Source organism: Dethiosulfatarculus sandiegensis (assembly GCF_000931935.2).
GTDB lineage: Bacteria > Desulfobacterota > Desulfarculia > Desulfarculales > Desulfarculaceae > Dethiosulfatarculus > Dethiosulfatarculus sandiegensis.
On sequence record NZ_AZAC01000004.1, the window covers coordinates 104,984 to 125,365 of the forward strand.

At 54.0% G+C, this 20,382-nt stretch carries 20 protein-coding genes; 5 read left to right on the forward strand and 15 right to left on the reverse strand.

Annotated features, from left to right (window positions below):
* Nucleotides 1-158 precede the first annotated feature (158 nt).
* Genes X474_RS04530 through X474_RS04540 form a run of 4 tightly spaced genes read right to left on the reverse strand, consistent with a single transcriptional unit; the run spans nt 159 to nt 3,127 of the window.
* Entirely contained in the window at nt 159-1,217 is a 1,059-nt protein-coding gene (locus X474_RS04530; RefSeq protein WP_044347063.1) for a TAXI family TRAP transporter solute-binding subunit, read from the reverse strand.
* 19 nt (nt 1,218-1,236) lie between these two features.
* Nucleotides 1,237-1,410, reverse strand: a complete 174-nt coding sequence (locus X474_RS26005; protein ID WP_156360620.1) for a hypothetical protein — start codon at nt 1,408-1,410, stop codon at nt 1,237-1,239.
* Nucleotides 1,411-1,430: 20 nt separating this feature from the next.
* Entirely contained in the window at nt 1,431-2,369 is a 939-nt protein-coding gene (locus tag X474_RS04535; protein ID WP_044347065.1) for a beta-keto acid cleavage family enzyme, read from the reverse strand.
* A 5-nt stretch (nt 2,370-2,374) separates the two neighbouring features.
* Complete coding sequence (locus tag X474_RS04540; RefSeq protein ID WP_044347067.1) at nt 2,375-3,127, reverse strand: cyclase family protein; 753 nt, start codon at nt 3,125-3,127, stop codon at nt 2,375-2,377.
* 455 nt (nt 3,128-3,582) lie between these two features.
* Here X474_RS04540 and hisC point away from each other — a divergent pair, with 455 nt between their 5' ends.
* The 5 genes from hisC to X474_RS04565 all read left to right on the forward strand — a co-directional run bounded on the left by hisC (nt 3,583) and on the right by X474_RS04565 (nt 9,148).
* On the forward strand, nt 3,583-4,701 hold the full coding sequence (gene hisC / locus X474_RS04545; RefSeq protein WP_044347069.1) for a histidinol-phosphate transaminase: 1,119 nt from the start codon (nt 3,583-3,585) through the stop codon (nt 4,699-4,701).
* Nucleotides 4,698-5,354: a (d)CMP kinase gene (cmk, locus tag X474_RS04550; RefSeq protein ID WP_044347071.1), complete on the forward strand. Its 657-nt coding sequence runs from the start codon at nt 4,698-4,700 to the stop codon at nt 5,352-5,354. Before hisC ends, cmk begins: the two co-directional genes overlap by 4 nt.
* Nucleotides 5,355-5,617: 263 nt before the next feature.
* On the forward strand, nt 5,618-7,450 hold the full coding sequence (locus X474_RS04555; protein ID WP_044347072.1) for a 30S ribosomal protein S1: 1,833 nt from the start codon (nt 5,618-5,620) through the stop codon (nt 7,448-7,450).
* A gap of 6 nt (nt 7,451-7,456) precedes the next feature.
* Complete coding sequence (gene sppA, locus X474_RS04560) at nt 7,457-8,338, forward strand: signal peptide peptidase SppA (protein WP_044347073.1); 882 nt, start codon at nt 7,457-7,459, stop codon at nt 8,336-8,338.
* 30 nt (nt 8,339-8,368) lie between these two features.
* On the forward strand, nt 8,369-9,148 hold the full coding sequence (locus tag X474_RS04565; protein WP_156360622.1) for an EI24 domain-containing protein: 780 nt from the start codon (nt 8,369-8,371) through the stop codon (nt 9,146-9,148).
* Nucleotides 9,149-9,151: 3 nt separating this feature from the next.
* Here X474_RS04565 and X474_RS04570 read toward each other — a convergent pair whose 3' ends face one another.
* The 11 genes from X474_RS04570 to rnhB all read right to left on the reverse strand — a co-directional run bounded on the left by X474_RS04570 (nt 9,152) and on the right by rnhB (nt 20,379).
* Nucleotides 9,152-12,478 carry a phospholipid carrier-dependent glycosyltransferase gene (locus tag X474_RS04570; RefSeq protein WP_044347075.1) on the reverse strand — a complete coding sequence of 1,109 codons (3,327 nt, stop codon included), beginning with the start codon at nt 12,476-12,478 and terminating at the stop codon, nt 9,152-9,154.
* A 60-nt stretch (nt 12,479-12,538) separates the two neighbouring features.
* A complete protein-coding gene (locus tag X474_RS04575; RefSeq protein ID WP_044347077.1) occupies nt 12,539-12,946 on the reverse strand; it encodes an NIL domain-containing protein in 408 nt (135 codons plus the stop codon).
* Between the two features lie 70 nt (nt 12,947-13,016).
* Entirely contained in the window at nt 13,017-14,192 is a 1,176-nt protein-coding gene (locus X474_RS04580; protein WP_044347078.1) for a homocysteine biosynthesis protein, read from the reverse strand.
* An 18-nt stretch (nt 14,193-14,210) separates the two neighbouring features.
* Nucleotides 14,211-14,663, reverse strand: a complete 453-nt coding sequence (locus tag X474_RS04585) for an RrF2 family transcriptional regulator (RefSeq protein WP_044347079.1) — start codon at nt 14,661-14,663, stop codon at nt 14,211-14,213.
* An 18-nt stretch (nt 14,664-14,681) separates the two neighbouring features.
* Complete coding sequence (mnmA, locus tag X474_RS04590) at nt 14,682-15,704, reverse strand: tRNA 2-thiouridine(34) synthase MnmA (protein WP_044347080.1); 1,023 nt, start codon at nt 15,702-15,704, stop codon at nt 14,682-14,684.
* A gap of 254 nt (nt 15,705-15,958) precedes the next feature.
* Entirely contained in the window at nt 15,959-16,423 is a 465-nt protein-coding gene (gene smpB, locus X474_RS04595; RefSeq protein WP_044347081.1) for an SsrA-binding protein SmpB, read from the reverse strand.
* Nucleotides 16,424-16,428: 5 nt separating this feature from the next.
* Nucleotides 16,429-18,201 (reverse strand): phosphoenolpyruvate--protein phosphotransferase, encoded by a 1,773-nt coding sequence (ptsP, locus tag X474_RS04600; protein ID WP_044347082.1) that lies wholly within the window; start codon nt 18,199-18,201, stop codon nt 16,429-16,431.
* Nucleotides 18,202-18,203: 2 nt separating this feature from the next.
* The gene (locus tag X474_RS04605) at nt 18,204-18,491 is read right to left on the reverse strand and encodes an HPr family phosphocarrier protein (RefSeq protein ID WP_044347084.1); all 288 of its coding nucleotides are present in this window, start codon (nt 18,489-18,491) and stop codon (nt 18,204-18,206) included.
* 23 nt (nt 18,492-18,514) lie between these two features.
* Nucleotides 18,515-19,354 (reverse strand): 16S rRNA (cytidine(1402)-2'-O)-methyltransferase, encoded by an 840-nt coding sequence (gene rsmI / locus X474_RS04610; RefSeq protein WP_044347085.1) that lies wholly within the window; start codon nt 19,352-19,354, stop codon nt 18,515-18,517.
* Between the two features lies 1 nt (nt 19,355).
* Nucleotides 19,356-19,730: a YraN family protein gene (locus X474_RS04615; protein ID WP_044347087.1), complete on the reverse strand. Its 375-nt coding sequence runs from the start codon at nt 19,728-19,730 to the stop codon at nt 19,356-19,358.
* 10 nt (nt 19,731-19,740) lie between these two features.
* Complete coding sequence (rnhB, locus tag X474_RS04620) at nt 19,741-20,379, reverse strand: ribonuclease HII (RefSeq protein WP_231688284.1); 639 nt, start codon at nt 20,377-20,379, stop codon at nt 19,741-19,743.
* Between the last annotated feature and the right edge of the window lie 3 nt (nt 20,380-20,382).

Consider the following 20,382-nt stretch of genomic DNA (forward strand, 5'->3'; position numbering starts at 1 on the left):
AGAGCGTCTACAGCTTCCCAATAAAGTGTTTTTCGGACCTTGCCGGTTGCCGCTTGGCAAAAGGGTGGTTTTGCCAAGCGGCTATAATTATTTGATTAAAGAAACCATCGCAGTTAACCGGGTCGCCTCCCCGGCCCTGTCGGTTGCTTTCTGAACGGTTATTTTTCGACCAGAGGGGTGGGGATCTTCATGCCCCAGTCCCGCCAGAAATCCTCGGCTCCGGGATGCAATGGAATAGGGATGAAGGTGATGGCCAGAGACGGGAAATCCACTCCCTTGAAAGAGGGGTGAAGATTCTGCCATTTGTGCCAACCTCCCCAGCTTGCGGCCATGAGGTTGTAGACCACATCCTTGGGCAGTTCCCTGCGGCAGTTAAGCCCCATCATGGTTGCCATGGCCGGGATATCCTTTTTTTGCCAGGCATAGGTTCCGGCCTGGATTATGGCGGCCTGGTAAGCCAGGTTGCCGGTCTTGGGGTCACAGGCGCTTTTCTGTTCCGCCGGGGTGAGGGGGAGGAGACGCAGTTTGTGGGTCAGGGCAAAACGGTTCAGGGTCTTGCTGGGATGGGGTTCGCTCACCATCACTGCGTCGAGCTGCCCCGAGACCAGCATCTCCATGGCGGTGGACATGGGTCCTGAATGGACAAATCCGCCGTTTTGTTTGATCTTGTCGTAGCTCAGACCGTCTGCGGCCAGGATTCCGGGGATCATGGACATATTTGCGCCTGTGCCCGGAGCGGCGCAGTTGATGCGCTTGTTTGCCAGGTCTTTTACGCATTTGATATCCGAGTCGGCCATCACCACCCAGGTCATCTTAAGGCCCACGGGCATCTGCCAGAGCCAGGCATCTTTTTGGGTTTCCGGCTTGGTGAATGGCTTTTCCCCCAGCCAGCTTTTGTAACTGAAGGTGGCCAGGCCCACTCCCAGGTCCGCTTCACCGGCCAGTATCCTCTCCACCGCAGCCTTGCTGCCTCCGGGGATGGTGCGAATATTAATTTTGGGATAAGTCTCCCTGATGCCGCGTAAAAGGGATTCCGCCACAGAGTCGCCGGCCGTGCCCTTGCCAAAGTACACCTTGGCCCTGAGGAACTTGGGCATCTCCACCCCGGGTTTGGGCTTGGGCGGCGGAGCCTTGGTTTGGGCCATGGCTCCCAGGCCCGGGCCCAGGATAAGGCAAAGGCTGATAAAGACAGTCAACAGGCCTGATTTCTTGTGCATTTTTCTCGGCTCCTTTCCATTATGGCTTTTCCCTCATAAACCTGAACAAAACAACCAGGCAGGCATTGCCTGCGGTGAAGAGCAGAAGAAACAACTCCATGTGCTTTAAATGCCAGAGGCTTGCTCCGGCCCAGATAAGAAGGGCCATGGTTGCGGCCCAGGCCAGCCAGCGAAACGCTTCCTTGTTTTTCATCAGGCTTTCTCCAAAGGCCGTTAAAACCCCACCCGGTCAATACCCTTGAGCCCCAGCATCCTGCGCGCTTCATCCGGGGAGGCGATCTCCCTTCCCAATTCCCCGGCCAGGCGCACCACTTTTTCCACTTGCTCCGCATTGGAGCGGGCCAGCACTCCTTTTTCTATGAAAAGGTTGTCTTCCAAACCCACCCGCACATGGCCGCCCATCATGATGGATGTGCAGGCCATGTGAAATTGGTTGGGATAGCCAATGCCGATGGTTGAGTATTTGTAGCCGCCCAAACCCAGATAAGTGTCGGCGGTGTGTTTCAGATTGGGGAAAAGTTCCACCTGGGCCGGGTGCTCGCCAAAGGCGCCCATTACAAACTGGAGCCATATGGGGACGGGGTAGTTGCCCTTGGTCTGTAAAAGGTATTTCAAGGTGGTGAGCCAGCCCAGGTCGAAGATTTCGATCTCGGGTTTGGCTCCGGCCTCTATTATGCTGTCCCAGAACATTTCTATTTCATGAAGGGTGTTTGCAAAAAGGCCCTTGCGGTAATTCTTAAGGTGCTCCTTTTCCCAGCCAAAGCGATAGTCTTTGTCTTTGAGCCTTTTATAGAGAGGATCCCTGTTCATCAGTATGGTGCCAAGGCTCAAAGAGGCCATCTCAGGCTTGACTCTCGAGACTATTGCTATCCTCTGTTCGGCGGATAAGCGGTGCGACATGCCGGTCGAGGTGCAGATCACCGCATTGGTGAGTTCCTTGATCTTTACGTGGATCTCTTCATAAATATCGAGGTCGCCGGTGGGGAAGCCCTCTTCCGGGTCCCTGGGGTGAATATGCACAATGGCTGCGCCCGCGTCAGCCGCCCTTTGGGCTTCCTTTGCTATCTCATCCGGGTTCAAGGGTATGTAGGGGCTTTGGGCGGGTATGGTGCCTCCGCCGGTCAAGGCTGCGCTTATTATCAGCTTTTCCAATTTAACTACTCCTCGATAATAGCCACGGCCCGCACCCAGCCGCCGCTGGCTCCCTCGATCTTTATGGGAAAGGCCGCCACCTTGAATCCAAAGGGCCGAGGAATGGCATCCAAGTTGGCAAGACTTTCCAAATGGCAATATTCCATTTCCGCGCCGACCCAGTGGGCTTCCAGGAAGCGTTTGGGCCTGGGCCTTTCAAGCATCACGTCAAAGGGCTGGTCCCAGGTCCAGGAGTCGATCCCGGTGATCTTTATGCCCTGATCGATCAGCCAGCGGGTGGAGTCCGCAGTGAGCCCGGCCCCCTGGTTTTCATATCCTTCTTGCGGATAGTATTTGGAGGCATCCGTGCGGATCAAAACGATATCCCTGGGCTTCAGTCGGTATTTGATTGTGTTGAGCGCCTCTTTAAGGTCTTGAATTAAAATGGGGCGGCTGCGTTCAAAGTGGTGAAAGTCAAGCACACAGGCGTCTGCGTAACACCATTCCAACGGAACCTGGTCTATGGTCTTGGCGGGCTTGCCTTCACTTTGGGGTGCAAAGTGCCAGGGAGCATCCAAGTGGGTGGCCACATGGGTGGTCATGCTCACCTTTTCAATGGCGCAGAACCCCCATTCGGGCAGATCACCTTCCTGATCCAGGCCCAGTGGTTTTTTGCGCATTTCCGCATAGGTCTTGTGGTTAAAACTTTGCACCTCAGGCATGAAGCGCAAATCTCCTTTGGTGGTGACCGGCAGGCTGAGATCGATGATTCTGGTCATTTGCCTCCCCTTGAACGTGAGATGAAACCGCCTTCGCCTTCTTTAAGATGAGGTTGTCTGGTTCGGTGGGTTAGTTTTATTGTTTTGATATATGATGTCTGACATTAGATGGAATTTTTGACATACTGTCTCAATTAATTCACTTATGTCAAGGGTAAATAGGGGAATTATCTGGATAGGGAAGGCAACTCCCCGAAAAATGATAATAAAATGGTTCCTGCTTCAAAAATTGGGTCTTTGCTGGGGAACTTGAAGCTTTAAAAAATAGGGTTTTCCGGTAAAAAGGTAACGCCAAGTGAAAAAGAGAGGACAAAATGACGACTTTTTGCTTTCCTCTCAAATGCGGGCTTGACACCGCATTCCAAGCGGGTTAGCCTAGGTTTCTCAAATAGGCGGACACAAGAAACTTAAAACGGCTGCCCCCAGGCAATAACAGGTTTTCAAACACCAAAACAATGACTATCAAAACTCCTGCGCTCCCTCCTGAGATTCAGAATCTGGAGCCATACAAGCCCGGTAAACCCATCGAAGAATTAGAACGTGAATTGGGCATTAGAGGCGCTGTCAAGCTTGCCAGCAACGAAAACCCTCTGGGGCCCAGTCCTAAGGCGGTTCTTGCCATGCAAGAGGTGCTCAAAGATGTGCATCGCTATCCGGATGGCGCCGGGTTTGAACTTAGGGACGCTCTGGCCAGGCGTTTTGGAGTGAAGTTTGAAGAGACTTGCCTGGGTAACGGCTCCGACGAGATAATCGAGTTTCTGTGCAGGGCCTATGTAAGGCCCGGGCAAAAAGCCCTGGCCGCCGCGCCTTCATTCCTCATGTATTCCAAACTGGTTCAGGTCGCCGGCGGCGTTTTCGCTGAAGTGCCCCTGAATCGGGACTTTACGATAGATGCCCAGGGAATGCTGGATGCGGTTACCTCAGACACCCGCCTTATTTTCATGAATAATCCCAATAATCCCGCCGGCACCGCCCTCACAGGGGAGGCCATGCGCGATTTTCTGGATCAAGTCCCTTCAGGGGTGCTGGTGGTTCTGGACGAGGCTTATATAGATTTTGCAAGCGCAAAAGATTGCGCAAACGGTTGCGACTTCCTGAACCATCCCAAAACACCCGTGGTGGTTATGCGCACCTTTTCCAAAAGCGCAGGCCTTGCCGGTATGCGCATTGGCTATGCCCTGGGACCCGAAGAGGTGATCAGGGCCTTTGACAGGGTGCGTCAGCCTTTCAATACTTCCCTGCCTGCCCAGGCTGCGGCGGTCGCCGCTTTGGAAGATAAAGAATTTCTGCAAAAGACCAGGAATCTGGTCCATCAGGGCTTAAGTGACCTGTATCGTTGCTTCGATGAGTTGGGGCTTTTTTATGTACCCAGCCAGACCAACTTTGTGCTGGTCAAAATAGGCCCGAAGGCAGTACAGGTCGCCGGGGAGCTTTTAAAGCGGGGTGTGATAATCCGCTCCATGGCTTCCTACGACATGCCCGAGTTTTTGCGGATATCAGTAGGGCTGCCCGAAGAAAACCAGAGGTTTATAGAAGAACTTAAAAGTATTGCAACAGGAGGCCCGGGCCTGTGATTATAGCCATCGACGGCCCGTCGGCTTCGGGCAAGTCAACGGTGAGCAAATTGTTGGCCCGTCGTCTTGGGATCGCCCATTTGGACACCGGGGCCATGTACCGGGCCCTGGCCCTGGCAGCTGACTGGGATCAACTGGATTTCACCGACCTGCCGGTGCTCAAGGCCTGGCTCACCAAGGTTGAGCTGGATATCCGGCTTACCGGTGGCAAGTTTGCGGTTCTTTTAAGTGGCCGGGATGTGGAACCCTTTATCCGCAATGAGGAGATTGGTAAAAAGGCAAGCCAAATCTCCAAGCTGGGGCCGGTGCGCGAGTATCTGCTCGATATGCAGCGCATGGCGGGGACCAAGGGTGATCTGGTGGCCGACGGCAGGGATATGGGAACAGTGGTTTTCCCCCAGGCGGAGGTTAAGTTTTTTCTCATTGCTTCCGATCGGGAAAGGGCTAAAAGGCGCTGGCTGGAGCTAAGACACCTGGATCCTTCGCTTACCTTGGAAAAAGTGGAAAAGGAGCTCAAGGCGAGGGATGAACAGGACGCCCAAAGAGAGCTCAGTCCGTTGAAACCGGCTAAAGACGCCGAGATTCTGGACACCACCGACCTGAGCCTGGACCAGGTTGTCCAGGTGATGAATAAACGGATCAAAACCAAGTAGTCACCGCTTGGTTTAAATATGGGTTTTGATGCCGGGACGCCCGGCTCAAAAAGCCTGGTTGCGCGGCTTGATTTTTGGGATCGTCATACCTTAGGCAAGGTATAAAGAATCCTTGTTTTAAGCTGATGATTCTGGTAGTAATAGCCGCACGATTCTGGTAATACAATATAGTTTTACAGGCATTTTTTATCCGATGGCGGAAGAGCCGCTTTGCGGATGTTTGACCAAAACCATTAACCCAAACTTTTAACAAGGCAATCGAGATGGCAGACAACGATCTGAACAAGGACCAAGTAGCGGAAAAAACCGCAGAGACCGCAAGCCAGACGGTGGAGGAAACCCCGGCAGAGCAAGAGGCTCCGCAGGCAGCAGAGGCCCAAGAGGCTCCCTCGTCCGAGGATGACCTGAACATGGAGGATATGGAGGCGCTGTATGAACAGTCATTCCGTACAATCCAGGAGGGAGAGGTCGCCAAAGGTACGATCGTCGCGGTGGAAAAAGACTATGTCGTGGTGGACATCGGCTACAAGTCCGAGGGTCAGATCGACATTAATGAATTCAAGGACGTCGACGGCGTGATCCAGGCCGAGGTGGGTCAGGAAGTGGACGTCCTTTTGGAGCGCACCGAAGACGATGAGGGCACCATCATCCTTTCCAAGGAGAAGGCCGCCAAGATCAAGGTGTGGGACGAGATCAGCCGGGTCTACAACGACGACGGCGAGATCACAGGCTCCATCGTGGGCCGCGTCAAGGGCGGCATGAGCGTCGATATCGGCGTCCCCGCCTTCCTGCCCGGTTCCCAGGTGGACCTGCGCCCGGTGCGCAACTTAGATGCCCTGGTGGGGCAGACCTTTGACTTCAAGATTTTGAAGTTCAACAAGAAGCGCTCCAACATCGTGCTTAGCCGTAGGGTTCTTTTGGAGAAAGAGCGCGAGGTCAAGAAGACCGAGACCTTGAAAGTCCTGGAGACCAACCAGGTTATGCAAGGTGTGGTCAAGAACATCACCGATTACGGTGTGTTCGTGGATCTGGGCGGCATCGACGGCCTCCTGCACATCACCGACATGAGCTGGGGCAGGGTGGGTCATCCCTCCGAGATGTTCGGCATTGGCGACGAGATCAACGTCAAGGTGCTGAATTTTGACCGCGATCGCGAGCGGGTGAGCCTGGGCCTGAAGCAGCTCAAGGAAGATCCCTGGATCGCCGCGGCCGAAAAATACTCCGTGGGAACCCGCATTGAGGGCCGCGTGGTCTCCCTGGCCGACTACGGCGCATTTGTGGAGGTCGAAGAAGGCGTCGAGGGCCTGATTCACGTCAGCGAGATGTCCTGGACCAGGAAAGTCCGTCATCCTTCCAAGATAGTGAACGTGGGCGATGTGGTAGAGGCCGTGGTTCTCTCCATCAACCCCGAGGCCAAGCGCATCAGCCTGGGTATGAAGCAGGTCGAGCCCAACCCCTGGGACGTCATTGCCGAGAAATACCCCGTCGGCACCACCATCGAGGGCCGCATCAAGAATATCACCGATTTCGGTCTGTTCATCGGCATCGACGAGGGCATCGACGGTTTGGTCCACATCAGCGATATCTCCTGGACCAAACGCATCAAACACCCCGGCGAGATCTACAAGAAGGGCGATGAAGTCCGCGCCGTGGTCCTTAATATCGACCGCGAGAACGAGCGCTTCAGCCTGGGCATCAAACAGCTCGAGGTGGATCCCTGGGACGAGATTCCCCAGAAATACAAAGTCGGCACCTCTGTCACCGGCCTTATCACCAATGTCACCGATTTTGGCGTCTTTGTTGAACTTGAAGAGGGCATCGAGGGCCTGATCCATGTCAGCGAGATCTCCAATGAGAAGGTGAAGACTCCTGTGGGCATGTTCAACGTGAACGAAAATGTCACTGCCAAGGTGGTGGCCGTTTCCAGACGTGACCGCAAGATAGCCCTTAGCCTGCGCAGGCTGGAGGACGAGGCCGATCGCGCTGTTTACAGCGAGTACCTGAATTCCACTCAGGCTGCCACCAGCAACCTGGGCGAACTGCTGAAACAGGGCTTGGCCGCTCAAAACGACGACGACGACAAAACCGAGGAATAAAGCTCTATGAGGAAACACCCCTTGGCCCTGGCCGTCGGGGTGTCCGCCTTGATCGTAGGGGTTTTTGCCCTGGTCTTCATGACCATGGGCAAAAACCCTGAAAAGTCACTTTTCAGCGACAAGGTGGGCGTAATAGAGATAATCGCGACTATCACCGATTCCCGAAAGATAAATCGCGATCTCAAGGCCTTTCGTTTAGACGACAGTATCAAAGCTGTGGTCATCCGGATAGATTCACCCGGCGGCGGAGCCGCTGCCAGCCAAGAAATATTCAGTGAAGTTAAACGGTTGGCTAGAGCGAAGCCCGTAGTGTGCTCCATGGGAGCCGTGGCGGCCAGCGGTGGCTATTATATTGCCAGCGCCTGCTCCAAGATTGTGGCTAATCCTTCCACCATGACCGGTTCGATCGGTGTTATAATATCCTTTCCCGACCTCAAAGAACTGTTTGATAAGCTCGGCATCAAGATGCAGACCGTAAAAAGCGGGGCTCTGAAGGGCACAGGCGATATATCCCGGCCGCTCAACCCTGCCGAACGGGCCATGTTGCAGGCAGCCATAGACGACACCCATGCCCAGTTTGTCAAGGATGTGGCCGAGACCAGAAAAATGCCCTTGGCCAGGGTGCAGGATCTGGCCACAGGCGGCATATACACAGGCCGAATGGCCAAAAATTTGGGGCTGGTGGACACCTTGGGCGGCTTTGAGACTGCCGTAAAAATGGCGGCCGATATGGCGGGCATCAAAGACACCCCGCAGTTGATGCGGCCCGAATCCGCTAAAAAGAACTGGGTTGACCGAATGTTTGAGGAAAAAGCGGAATGGCTGATCCAAAGGATCAAGCTGGAGCTTTATGGAAGGGGCTTGGACTACCGCTGGCAAATTGACTAAAGGCCGGTGAACAAAAGAAAAGGTGCAGCCATGGTTTTGCCTAATAACGGGCCAGGCATACTCCCCGACGGACCCGTGGCCGGACTTATTGCGCCTTGGCGGGCAATTATATTTCTCTTGGGAAACCGGGGGCTATGGCTTTTGGCTTTAGCCCCCTTTTTTTTGAATATTCTGTTGTTCGGCCTCGCTCTTTGGCTTGGCATTTTCGCCTTTCAAAATTGGCTTCATTCCTGGCTGCCCACAGGTGATGCCTGGTGGTGGTCCCTTTTATATTATCTGCTTTTTGTTCTGGTGATTCTGGCTTTTTTAGGGCTTTTGGTTTACCTGTTTGTAATTGTCGGCCGAATTCTGGCGGCCCCATTTCTGGAGATTCTGACCAGACGCACCGAGACCATTGCCCTGGGGCGCAGCCATAATGCGCCGGATTTTGGTTTTTGGGAAGGCATCTTGAGGGTGCTTTTTCAAGAAGCAAAAAAAATGGTGCTTTATCTGCTGATCATGGCAGGACTTTTGGTTTTTCACCTGGTGCCTGTTCTGGGCTCGGTTTTCTACACCATCTTGGCCTTTTGGGTGACCTGTTTTTTTCTTTGCCTGGAATTCATGGATTTTTCACTGGAAAGAAGAGGACTTTCCCTGAAAGCCAAGCTGGCCTATGCCTGGCGTTTGAAGCTCGGCGGCCTTTTCTTCGGGGCTTCGGTAATGGCTGGTTTTTTGGTGCCGCTTCTGAATCTGGCCTTTTTGCCGGTCGCCGCGGTTGGGGGCACGCTCTATTATCTGAAGAATCCGGTCAAATCCAATGGCCGAATATAAACGTTATGGCAGGACCTTTACCTTGCCCAACACCACTTCTTCGGAGCCTTGACCAGCGCCTCGAATAACCGGCACTCCTTTACCGGTAAAGCGTGGGTCCCAAATACCCACCACAAGCTTGTACTCGCCCGGCGCCAAATTTTCCGGCAACCGGATTTGATAGTCTTCCCTGATGACCTGTCCCGGCTCCAGTTCGGTCATGAACTGCCTGCCGTGGTCCAAAAGGTGGTCAAAGGTGACGGTGCGATCCATGCCTCTTAAATGTACAAATATGAAATAGTTCATCGGTGGCTTGGACCAGCAGCGCCAATAGTAGTTCACGTCCAGTTTTTGGCCGGGTTTCACTTCCGCTTTGGGCAGGTCATACCCCAGCAGTTCCAATCCAGCTGCAAAACGCGCTTCCAGCTTCAAGGAGGGGCGCAAGTGGGCCAGACTGTCATCCACCCTGGCTACGTCCCCTGCCTTGCCCATAAGTTGATACAGGTCTCTGACCTGTAAAAGCTGTTCGGGATTGGCGCGGAACAAAAGTTCGGCTGATTTGGTTCTATCATAAGCCTGGCTCGTCTGTCCGCTGTCCAAAAGGGTTTTGGCCAGGGGAAGATAGGCATCCCTGAAATCCGGGTCAAGGGCCAAAAGGGAGTCAAAGGATTGCCTGGCCCTTTGAAAAGAGCCGGTATTAAGTGAAACCCTGCCCCAGGCATCATAATACCAGCGCAACACATGCCGCATATGTGCGGCCAGGTTAACCCCCAATTCCAGTTTCTCCAAAAGTATTTCCCTGCTGGTTAGAAATACCAGCCTGGCCTGGAGTTTCGCGCCCTCCCGCGGGTTCATAAAGGCAAGCTCAAAAGGATTGCGGCTTTGAGATATTTCGTCCCGGGTCAACAGCCTGGAGGCCAGGCGTGTATTGTTTTTGCCGTTCGCCTCCCAAAATTCCAGTCTGACAACCGGGTCTTGAGGGGCAAGTTTTTCACCGGGAGCCATGGTGAGGTGGAAACGGGCCTTAAGCCCTCCCTTGGGGAAAGGAGGTTCAAGTAGAAGCTTTAACCAACCATGATTATGACTTGCATTTTTACGCAGATACACCCCTGTGAAATCTTTGCCTTTAAAGGTTTGTTGTCTGGGTGCATAGCCTGAGGGCTCAAAATCCGGCACAAAACAAAGTGAAAGGGACCTCCTGAGTAGAGCCGGATGATAACCCGTGAAATTATGGAAAGTTTTGTCCCACTTGGCGCTTGGGAGTATTTTTTGCGCAAGTCCAATGTAGTCAAGAGCCGGTTTTTCATCAAAAGGACCCAGAGCGGCCAGGGCCCAGCCGGCTTCCTTGTATTTTTCCAATCTGGCATAGGCCTCGGCCAAAAAACAATTGCCTTCAAAACCAAGGTTTCCTTTTTCCGAAAGAGGCAGCAGGTGGTCCACAACCTCTTGAAAACGCTCTGCCTCAAGGGCGCGCCGGGCCATTAATAGAGGCGTCCAATTCAGATAGAGAAGCAGATTGTCGCCTCTTTTCAGATGCGCCTTGACCGGTAGAAAGCCCTGGGCTATGGGCGGCCAGGGACGGGTCTTTATGATCAGACTACGGGATTGACCAGGGTAGAGGGTCATTTGATGGTTGTTAAAAGGCCCCTGACTGATTTTGATCTTGGCCAGGTCCTGACCCTGGTTTGAAAGAACGGCGGTTATGGTTTTGGGCGGTTTGGCCAGCTTCAGGGTGCGCCAGTGGTTTTGCGGGCCGGTAAGCTTGATCACGCTGTTGTTCAGGCTGTAATCCTGATCATCCCCAAAGACCAGGCACTTTTTACGTTTTATTCCAACCGCAGGGCGGAAAAGGGCCAGGGGCTCTTTTATCCGGCTGGGAGCAAATCCGGCATAGATGGTGTAGGCGGCATGGGACAAGGGAAGCATCTGGTCAGCATCAAACTTGAAATCCTTTATCCTTTGCAGGTTGGGAGAAGGAATATTCTCTTGGGGCTGATGGAGCAGGTAACCCCGGTTTTGTTTTAGAATGTCGGAATAGATCTCCGGACCAATTGCCATTGCTCGGGGCAAGGCCGCCTTGGGAAGATATGAATCAATAAAAAGCGGGGCTTCCGGTTTAAGATTTTCTTTAAGCCAGATTCTGGCGGATCTCAGGGTGTCTTGTTGCCAAAAGATATAACCGGTTTCAAGGGAATGGATAAGGGGCGCCAGGCAAACCAAGATTCCCAGGACCCATGCGGCGGATAGCCCCCAGTAGTAATGGGGCATGCGGCGGCAAAGCCAGATTAGGGGCCAGACCCCTGGCACAAGGGCCGCCGGCAGCCACACCGCGATCCAGGTCATTGGGTTTAAGGAGGTGGTTATAAGCCCTGCCACGAAAAAAACAGGTGGAACCAGGAGCAATAAAAATCTGCGCACCGGTCTGGTAAAGGCCATCATTATCGCCGAGACGGCCCAGAGGATCAAGGCAAGCCAGGTTCCATTCTTGAGGATAGCGCTCCAGGTTGAAGCCAGTCCCTGTTTGACCGTAAAGCTGAGCAAGGAAGGGGCGGGCAGATTGTTGGCTATACTTGCATGGAGAAGATCTTCAGTCCGATAAGGTTCCAGAATGAAGCCGGGGTACCCAATGGCAAGGCCGGTGATGAGCCCGCCCAGAAAGTAAATAGGCCAAAAAAGGGCCCAGGAAATGCGCTTGGGCCGGTTGCGCCCAACGCCGAAGATATAGGCCAGCAGCAAAATCGGCAGGGCGAAGATGCCTGCTTCATGGGTGGTTATGGTGAGGCCCAGGATTATTCCGGCCGCATATGTAATTCGGGGACCGGGTTGATCTGCTATGCGCCAGGCCACCAGCATGCAGCTCAAGAGCGCGAACCCAAGGGGAATCTCCAGCGACAGGTAATGGCTTTGGCTGGTGAGCAGCGGGTGAACCCCCACCAGGGCGGCTGCCATAAGTCCTGCGGCCGGGCTCTTAAGGGCCTTTTTACCCAATAAGTAAGCGAGAATCGTTTGGCCGGCGCCTAAAAAGGCAACTGTGATCCTACCCGCCATGTAGGCGGGTATTGCTATGTCGCTGGAATCTTTCACCACGCCGAGAAGATAACCCGTCCAGCCGGCCACAAAGGATAGAACTCCCTGGACCAAGGCCGCCAGGCTGAAAAAGGCCTGGTTCCAGGTCTGGGGCGAGGTGAGGTTGTATAGAGAGAGGCTTTCAACGATGGACCAGGTCCACTGCCCGGCTTCAAGGGGTTCTCCGGGGCCCCAACCCAGGCCCCAGAGCCTCAGGCCCAGGGCCATAAGCATAAAAACCGCTAAAACAACACGCCTGGGAGAGATCGCGGGCAAGAGATTCAAGGCATGCCCCCTGGTCACAAGGGTTTTCGATGAAACAGTTTTAGTGCGCGTGAATGCGGGTTAAAAGAGGCTCTCAATGGCCTCGTAGGAGCAGACCGGTATACAAGCCTCACAGATTATGCAAAGGGACGCGTCAAATGAAACCTCCCTGGTCTCCTGGTCCACGCTGAGCGCCCCTGTGGGACAGGCAGCCGTACAGGCGGTGCAGTGCACACAGCGGTCTGTGTGGTGCCGCATCTCCTGGATCATGGTGTCTATCTGCACGCCTTGGGTTTCCAGATAGTCAAAGGCCTTTTCCAGGTTTTCCGGGGTTCCTTTCAGCTCCACCACCATGCGGCCCTTTTCCCGGGGAACCACCCTGGCCCGCAGTATGTTCACCTGCAGGTCATAGGACTTGACCAGTTTATAGGTTACCGGCTCTTCAATCAGAGTCGGGGGAAAGCTGAAAATTACCTTTTTTTTGGCCACGACAGATCACCTTTTATTTGCAGATCATAAGGAACAAAGAAAACGCTTGCACAAAAAAGCCCTAAGTGGATTACATCTCCGCCAGGGTGGCTCCGGGTAATGGCGCCACCGGCCTGGTCAAAAGGAACTCGCCTTCCTGAACCAGCTTTTTCAAAAGCAGCGCTATTTCCCTGGCCCTGGCCCGGCTGGCCATGCATCCTGCGGGGATCTTCTTGGCATCCACCTGTATACGTCCCGTCATCAGTTCCGCAATTGAAATGCGGCCTAAATTGGCTGAGCGCCCCAGGGGATAATCTTCTGAATAATCCACGATGGGGAAGGTGATGTCTTCGTCGCTCACCGCAGCGTGGGCCATGATGTCTTCGTTGACAATCGGGATGGGAAGCCCCACTCCCACGCTTAAGGAGACGCCATAGCCGGTTACGGAGGTGCCTCTTAAATACCTGGGGCTCATACGGGTGAGGTCTCCGATCAGGGCAATGGTGGCCGAAGGGCTTAAGGGCAGATCCTTTTCGTCGCGTTCAGGCTCTGCCACATGTTGGGTGCCGTTCCAGGCCACGTAACCTTCGGACCCGCCGAAAAACAAACGGGTTCCAATGCCCACTGTGGCAAGTTTGGGGTCGTTTAAAAGAGGGCTTAAGGCCCCGGCTGTGGAATAGTTGGCATTGCCCAGCCTGGGTTTAAGCACCCCCATGTAGGTGTATATGGTGCGGTCACTTAAGTTGACCGCCACATTGTAAAGCTGATAGGCGTTTCTGGGATTAAAGAGAACCGCGTTGTTAAAGTCTTTCAGCCCGTACTCGGCCTGATATTCTTTCCTGGGATAGCAGTCTGTTCCGTGGGCCTGAATCTTGACCTTAACCTTTTTACCGGAAACCAGGTCTTCGATTACATGGGCGCCGCCGTATTTAAAGAGTCCGGGATAGACCTCGTTTCTGGGGTCTTCAGGGGGCAGGGCGGTGGCGCCGAGACAGAAATCCGCCGCAGCCCAGCCCCCATATGCATGAACGCCGTTGACTGAAACAGTTCCTCCCCCGATTTTGATTTTGGGGGTGGACTGGGGGATATTGAAATACGCACCCGAGGAGCACATGGGGCCAAAGGTACCGGTGGTGACTACGTCCACCTGTTCGGCTGCTTTTTTGACACCTTTTTCTTTAACCAGACCTACTACTTCTTCAGCTGTGAAGACAACCGCCTTGCCGGATCTGATTTTGGCGTTTATCTCCTCCAGGGTGCGTTTCATATTTCAACTCCGGTTGATTTAGCCAACTGCGCTGATCTGCGGGGGAGGGCAGACCTTGTCTTTTTCCTTCTGCTTGTCCACCATATCCGCTAGAGTGAGATTGCTCAAGTACTTGACGAGCATATCGCCCATTTCGCCCCAAATGAGATGCACGGTGCAACCACCCACGCGGTCGCAGTATTTGGGGTCCTGTACGCACTCCACCGGGGCCAGAGGGCCTTCCAGGCTGCGCACGATCTCATAAAGGGTAACGTCATTGGGATCTTTTGCCAATAAATAGCCGCCCCTTGCCCCGCGAACGCTCTTCACCAAACCAGCGCCCTTCAAGGGGATGAGAAGCTGCTCAAGGTATTTGGCGGATATTTCCTGTCGTACGGCCAGGTCACGAAGGGGCACCGGGTTATCTTCAGCGTGCAAAGCCAATTCCAACATGGCCCTTACACCGTAACGTCCTCTTGTAGAAAGCTTCATGATATGCCTTTCCTATTTTCAAAAAATAGCTTCTGTAATCCAGGCGGAGCCTACCACTGTATCCTCGTGGTAAATGACCGCCAGTTGTCCGGGCGGCGCCGCTCGTTGGGGCGATTCAAATTCCACCCTCATCCGGTCTGCTTGGGGCAGGATGCGGCATCCTATCCCGGCCTGGTTGTATCTGTAGCGAACCTTCAGGCTCGCCTCCTCCAAACCACTGTTCAAAATGGTTTTATTCGCCCAAAAACCCCTCGCCATAAGGCTTTCCAACGGACCTACCGTCACCTTTGCCCGAGGGCCGTCCAAGGAAATAACATAGCCCGGATAGCCAAGGGCGACACCGATTCCCCTACGCTGGCCAACCGTGTATTTATGTATTCCCTGGTGCTCGGCCAGGACATTACCCTCAAGATCCTGGATAACGCCGGGCCTGATTTTTCCATAGCGGGTGAGAAGTTCATCCCAGCCGCCGGAAGGCAAAAAGCACAAGTCCTGACTCTCGGTGCTGTCAAAGGACTCAATACCGGCTTTTTGCACAATTTCCCTGGCCTGAACTTTAGTCAGGCCGCCAAGGGGAAAGAGAATGTGATCCCACATTTCTGCTGGAACCCTGGCCAGAAAATAAGCCTGGCTTTTTTGGGGATCGAGCCCCTCTTTCAAAAGCCAGGTGTCATCTTGCTTTTCCAAACGGGCGTAATGCCCGGTAGCCAGCTTTTCGCAACCCTTTTCCCTGGCTGCTTTTAGCAAAAGGGGAATCTTAACCCTTTCATTGCAGACTACACAGGGATTAGGAGTTTTACCCATAGCGTAGGTGCCGGCAACCGGTTTGGCCACACGGTCTGCAAATTCCTGCGCCACATCCACTATTGTGTGGGATATGCCCAGGTGCCGGGCTACTTGCCTGCCGGGCTCAAGGGCCTTGTCAGGACCCAGTCCCAACTTTAAAGTAAAGCCCTGAACCTCGTGGCCTTGCTCCTTAAGCAGGATTAATGCGGCGGTGGAATCCACTCCTCCGCTAATGGCCACACCGATCCGGGCCAATCTTTCGTCCTTTCACTACGTTAAATCCATACCAATAACGTAGTTATTATGGAGATTAATACTATATCCACCATTTTGGGAGCTGTCAACCTAAACCCCGGCTTACACGGTGAGATAGTGTTGTTAACCTGGAAAAATATAATGGATAGTACAGGTTTCCTCAAGTGAAGATGGACACAAGGTGTGGTTTTTTAAATTGATTTTTAAATAACCCCCACCAGATGGGGCTTATGGCTCTGGTGGGGCTGGGAATTTTATCTTCTCAAGGCGCGTTCCATCTCTCTTTGTTGGTCCCTTTTCTTGAGAGTTTGGCGCTTATCGTGCAATTTTTTACCCTTGGCCAGGGCCAATTCCACCTTGGCTTTGCCCCTTTTGAAGTAAATTGCAAGGGGTATCAGGCTCAACCCCTGCTCCTTGACCTTGACCCCGATTTTGTTCAGCTCTTTTTTATGCAGGAGCAGTTTTCTGGGGCGCTCGGGCGCGTGGTTGTCGTAATAGGCAAAGGGGTAGGGATTGATGGTGCAGGAGAGCAGCCATGCCTCGCCGTTTTTAAGCTTGGCATAACTGTCTGTAAGCTGGACCTGACCCAGGCGTAAGGATTTCACCTCCGTACCCTTGAGCACCAGACCTGCTTCATATCTGTCGCCGAGTTCGTAGTTGAACCTGGCTTTTTTATTTCTGGCCACCAGTTTTACACCGGCGGGGGATGTGTTTTTCATTGGCCTTATCCCAGTTCACTGAATAGTTCAGGTATGTGCTTAGCCAGCTTTCCGTTTATAAATTCCCTGACCTGGGCCGCGGTGGGGAAACTCAAGGCTTCTTTGGCCAACTGCCGCCAGGTCTCCTTTGAAGTAAGGCGCACCACCTGTTTGACCCTCGGCACGGCCAGGGCGTTCACGGAAAGATAATCCAGGCCCAGGCCGAGAAGCAAGGGCACCACCCTTTGGTCGCCTGCCATCTCACCGCACATGGCCACCGGAATGCCCACCGCATGGCCCGATTCCACCACCTGCTGAATCATGCGCAGAACAGCCGGGTGTAAAGGCTGGTAAAGGTGGGCCACATGCTCGTTAATCCGGTCAATGGCTAAAGAGTATTGGATCAGATCATTTGTGCCAATGGAAAAATAATCCACATGCTTGGCGAGCATGTCGGCCACGGTTACGGCCGAAGGCACCTCCACCATGATACCGACTTCCAGGTTTTTGTCATATTCCTGGCCTTTTTGTTCCAGTTCGGCCTCTACCTCTTCCAGAACCTCCTTGGCCTCCAGAAGCTCCCCCACGCCGGAGATAAGGGGGAACATGATTCTCACCCTGCCCAAGGCCGAGGCTCTTAAAATGGCCCTTAACTGGGCCTTGAAAAGGTCTTTCTCCTTAAGGCAGAAACGGATCGCCCGGAGCCCCAGGGCCGGGTTGTTCTCAGCAGTGAGGCTGCCTTCCATGTGGCTGGCGAATTTGTCGCCGCCCAGATCCAGGGTGCGGATTGTGACAGGCCGCCCCTCCATGCGGGTCACCACTGTCTTGAAATTTTCTAAGAGCTCTTCTTCCCCGGGAAAGTCCCTGCGGGTCACATAAAGAAATTCGGTGCGGTAAAGCCCTATGCTTTCCGCTCCGTAGCTCAGTATGGAGCCTACCTCCTCGGCCATCTCCATATTGGCGCCGACTGCCACTGAATGGCCGTCCAGGGTGTCGGCAGGCAGATGGGCCTGGGCCAGGACTTCCTGGGTGTAATGCTGGTAGGCCTCCTGGCGATCGCGGTAGTCATGCAGGGTTTCCTCGTCCGGGTTTACCACCACCAGCCCTTCCAGGCCGTCGACGATCAGAAAATCCCCGCTTTCAACCTCAAGGGTTATTTTTTCGGTGCCCACAACCGCGGGTATGCCCTTGGCCTGGGCCAAAATGGCGGTGTGGCTGGTGGGCCCGCCCATGTCGGTGACAAAACCCAGCACCCAGTCGAGATCCATTTGAGTGGTTTCGGCCGGTGAAAGGTCATGGGCAACCAGGATCACCTTTTCCTTGATATCGGCCAGGGCGTTATCCTGGTCACCGGCCAGGTTGCGCATAAGTGTATCGACCACATATTCCACATCCGCGAAGCGGGAGCGGATATAGGAGTTTTTGATCTTGCGGAAGGTCTCTTCCGCCTCGCTCATGGCCTGGCTCAAGGCCCACTCGGCATTGACCGACTGCTGCCGTATCAGCTCCTTGGTGTGGTCGAAGATCATTTTGTCTTTTAGGATCAAAAGATGGGCTTCGATTATATAGGAGTAGTCCCCCTCATCCTGGCTCAGTTCATCTCTGGCCTGGATAAGGGAGCGTTCGGTGTCCTGCACCGCCTGGTGGAAGCGGGAGGCCTCCCGCTCCACTTCTTTTGGGTCTTCCAGGCGTTTGTAAGCCACTTTGTTGGGCCTTTTGATCACCGGCAAGGCCCTGCCAATGGTGATGCCGGGTGAGGCCCCAACTCCCTTGATAATCTTTTCGCCTTTTGGATCCACTTTTATTCTCCAAAGCCTTTGGCAAATTGTTCTTTAAGTGCTTTTATGGCTTCGGCGGCCTGGGGGCCCCATATCTTTGCAATAAGGGTGCTGCCCCTGGGTGCGTCCAATGTGAGTATGGAAAGAATACTGGATGCATCTGCCTCAATATTGTCTTTGGACAGGATCGCTTCGCATTCATGGGCCTGGACTACTTCTGCAATACGGGCGGCCACCCTGGCATGCAAGCCCAGTTTGTTTATGACGTCCAGTTCACAGGTCAGTGCCTGTTTATCATCTTTTGAGTCCATGATGTATTCACCGGAAAAAGGCGCTAAGTGCCTTGTTTGTTTTTTAAAGTCATTAACATCTCATAGACGGGGGCCTTTTTCATCCCGGTTTTGGCCGCCACCTTGGCCGCCAGTTTGGCCGGTTTTTCCTTTTCTTCCAAAAGGCCTTGACTTAATAATTCTTTTACCAGATTTTCATCTGCCTGAGGTGGTTCTCCGCCACTGACTATAAGGGTGATTTCACCCTTGGCCTGGCTGGCATTGGCCTTTTCCGCCAGGAGGCTGGTGGTGGTATGGGCCACCTCTTCGTGAATTTTGCTGATTTCCCTGGCCATTACCACGGTCCGGTCTCCCAACACCTCTAAAAGGTCTGCCGCTGTGGCAGCCAGGCGATGGGGGGCCTCATAGACCACAAAGGGCCACCCCGTGGCTTTGGCCTGTTCCAGAAGTTTTTTTCTGGCTCCGGTCTTGGCCGGAAGAAAGCCCAAAAAAGTCACCGGCGCACCGGGCAGCCCGGCTACGCTGAGTCCCGCGGCCAGGGCCGAAGCGCCGGGCAGGGGAGTGAGTTTGTGTCCGGCCTGGGCGACGGCCAAAACCACCGCACCCCCGGGATCACTTATGCCGGGGGTGCCTGCGTCTGAAACCAGGGCCACATCGCGGCCCTGATCCAGAAGATTCAGGACCTCGTAAGAGGCTCTTTTTCGGTTGGCTTCCCGGCAGGAAATAAGCCTCTTGCCGCTAATGGATAAATGGGCCAGGAGTTTTTTGGTGCGGCCAACGCTTTCCGCGGCAATAAAATCGACCTCTTCCAGAATGCGTCTGGCCCTGGGGGTGAGATCGTCAAGATTACCGATTGGGGTGGCCACAACAAAAAGGGTTGCCAATTTAGTCTCCTGGTCTGAATGCGTCTTTAATAAGGCGTAAGGCTTGCGGCCTGCCTTGCTCCATCTGCACGGCGGCCACGTCAAAGCGGCACAAGGGCACCGGCCCCTCCCTTTGGGCCAGATAAGCCGTGGCCGCGTTAATGAGCCTGGCCCGCTTGTGCTGGTCCACGGCCTCTTCGGGCAGGCCATATTGGTTTCGGGATCTGCTTTTTACCTCCAGGAACACAAGCACCGGTCCGTCCAAGCAGATTATGTCTATTTCTCCCCCTCCGAGGCGCCGATTAGTGGCTTCTATGGTGTAGCCTGCTTTTATCAGTTGGGCCGCGACCCATTTCTCGGCCAGCGTTCCTCTTTTTTGGGGAATGCGACCGGCCATAGGTCTTATCCTATAGGCCCAAAAACGACATTTGGGCCACTGGCGCGTAACTTTTGCGGTGGATTGGAGAGGGCCCTATTTGGGTCAGCATCCGCCTGTGTTCTTTGGTGGGATATCCTTTGTTGGCAGCGAAATTGTACTGGGGATACTTTTCGTGCCATTTCAGCATGAGAGCGTCTCTGTGAACCTTGGCGAGGATGCTGGCCGCACCAATGCACTGGCACAGCCCGTCTCCCTTTATCACAGCTATCTGGGGCAGGCGTGATTCAATGGTGAAGCGTCCGTCAACCAGAAGGTGATCCGGTTTGAACGATGTGTCTAAAAGCGCTCGGGCCATGGCGGTTAAACTGGCCTGGTGAATATTCAGACGATCTATTTCGTCGGGGTCGCATTGACCGATTCCGCTGGCAACTGCGGTGTCACCGATGATCGCGGCGAGCTCTTCCCGTTTTTTGGCCGAGAGTTTTTTGGAGTCCGCAACTCCGGGATCCTCCCAGCCTTCGGGTAGGATAACGCACGCCGCCACCACGGGTCCGGCCAAGGGACCCCGTCCCACTTCATCCAGGCCGGCCAGCAGGGCGTAACCCTGACGCCTGAGCCTGGCCTCCAGTTCGAATTTGGAGGCCATGGGTGTTAGTTTTCGTGGCAAGAA

Bases quoted from the DNA above. Each gene is read 5' to 3' on its own strand.
- X474_RS04530 (WP_044347063.1), bottom strand. From the start codon at position 1,217: ATGCACAAGAAATCAGGCCTGTTGACTGTCTTTATCAGCCTTTGCCTT.
- X474_RS04615 (WP_044347087.1), bottom strand. From the start codon at position 19,730: ATGGCCGGTCGCATTCCCCAAAAAAGAGGAACGCTGGCCGAGAAATGG.
- X474_RS04540 (WP_044347067.1), bottom strand. From the start codon at position 3,127: ATGACCAGAATCATCGATCTCAGCCTGCCGGTCACCACCAAAGGAGAT.
- hisC (WP_044347069.1), top strand. From the start codon at position 3,583: ATGACTATCAAAACTCCTGCGCTCCCTCCTGAGATTCAGAATCTGGAG.
- X474_RS26005 (WP_156360620.1), bottom strand. From the start codon at position 1,410: ATGAAAAACAAGGAAGCGTTTCGCTGGCTGGCCTGGGCCGCAACCATG.
- sppA (WP_044347073.1), top strand. From the start codon at position 7,457: ATGAGGAAACACCCCTTGGCCCTGGCCGTCGGGGTGTCCGCCTTGATC.
- X474_RS04585 (WP_044347079.1), bottom strand. From the start codon at position 14,663: ATGAAGCTTTCTACAAGAGGACGTTACGGTGTAAGGGCCATGTTGGAA.
- X474_RS04580 (WP_044347078.1), bottom strand. From the start codon at position 14,192: ATGAAACGCACCCTGGAGGAGATAAACGCCAAAATCAGATCCGGCAAG.
- X474_RS04605 (WP_044347084.1), bottom strand. From the start codon at position 18,491: ATGGACTCAAAAGATGATAAACAGGCACTGACCTGTGAACTGGACGTC.
- smpB (WP_044347081.1), bottom strand. From the start codon at position 16,423: ATGAAAAACACATCCCCCGCCGGTGTAAAACTGGTGGCCAGAAATAAA.
- X474_RS04565 (WP_156360622.1), top strand. From the start codon at position 8,369: ATGGTTTTGCCTAATAACGGGCCAGGCATACTCCCCGACGGACCCGTG.
- X474_RS04555 (WP_044347072.1), top strand. From the start codon at position 5,618: ATGGCAGACAACGATCTGAACAAGGACCAAGTAGCGGAAAAAACCGCA.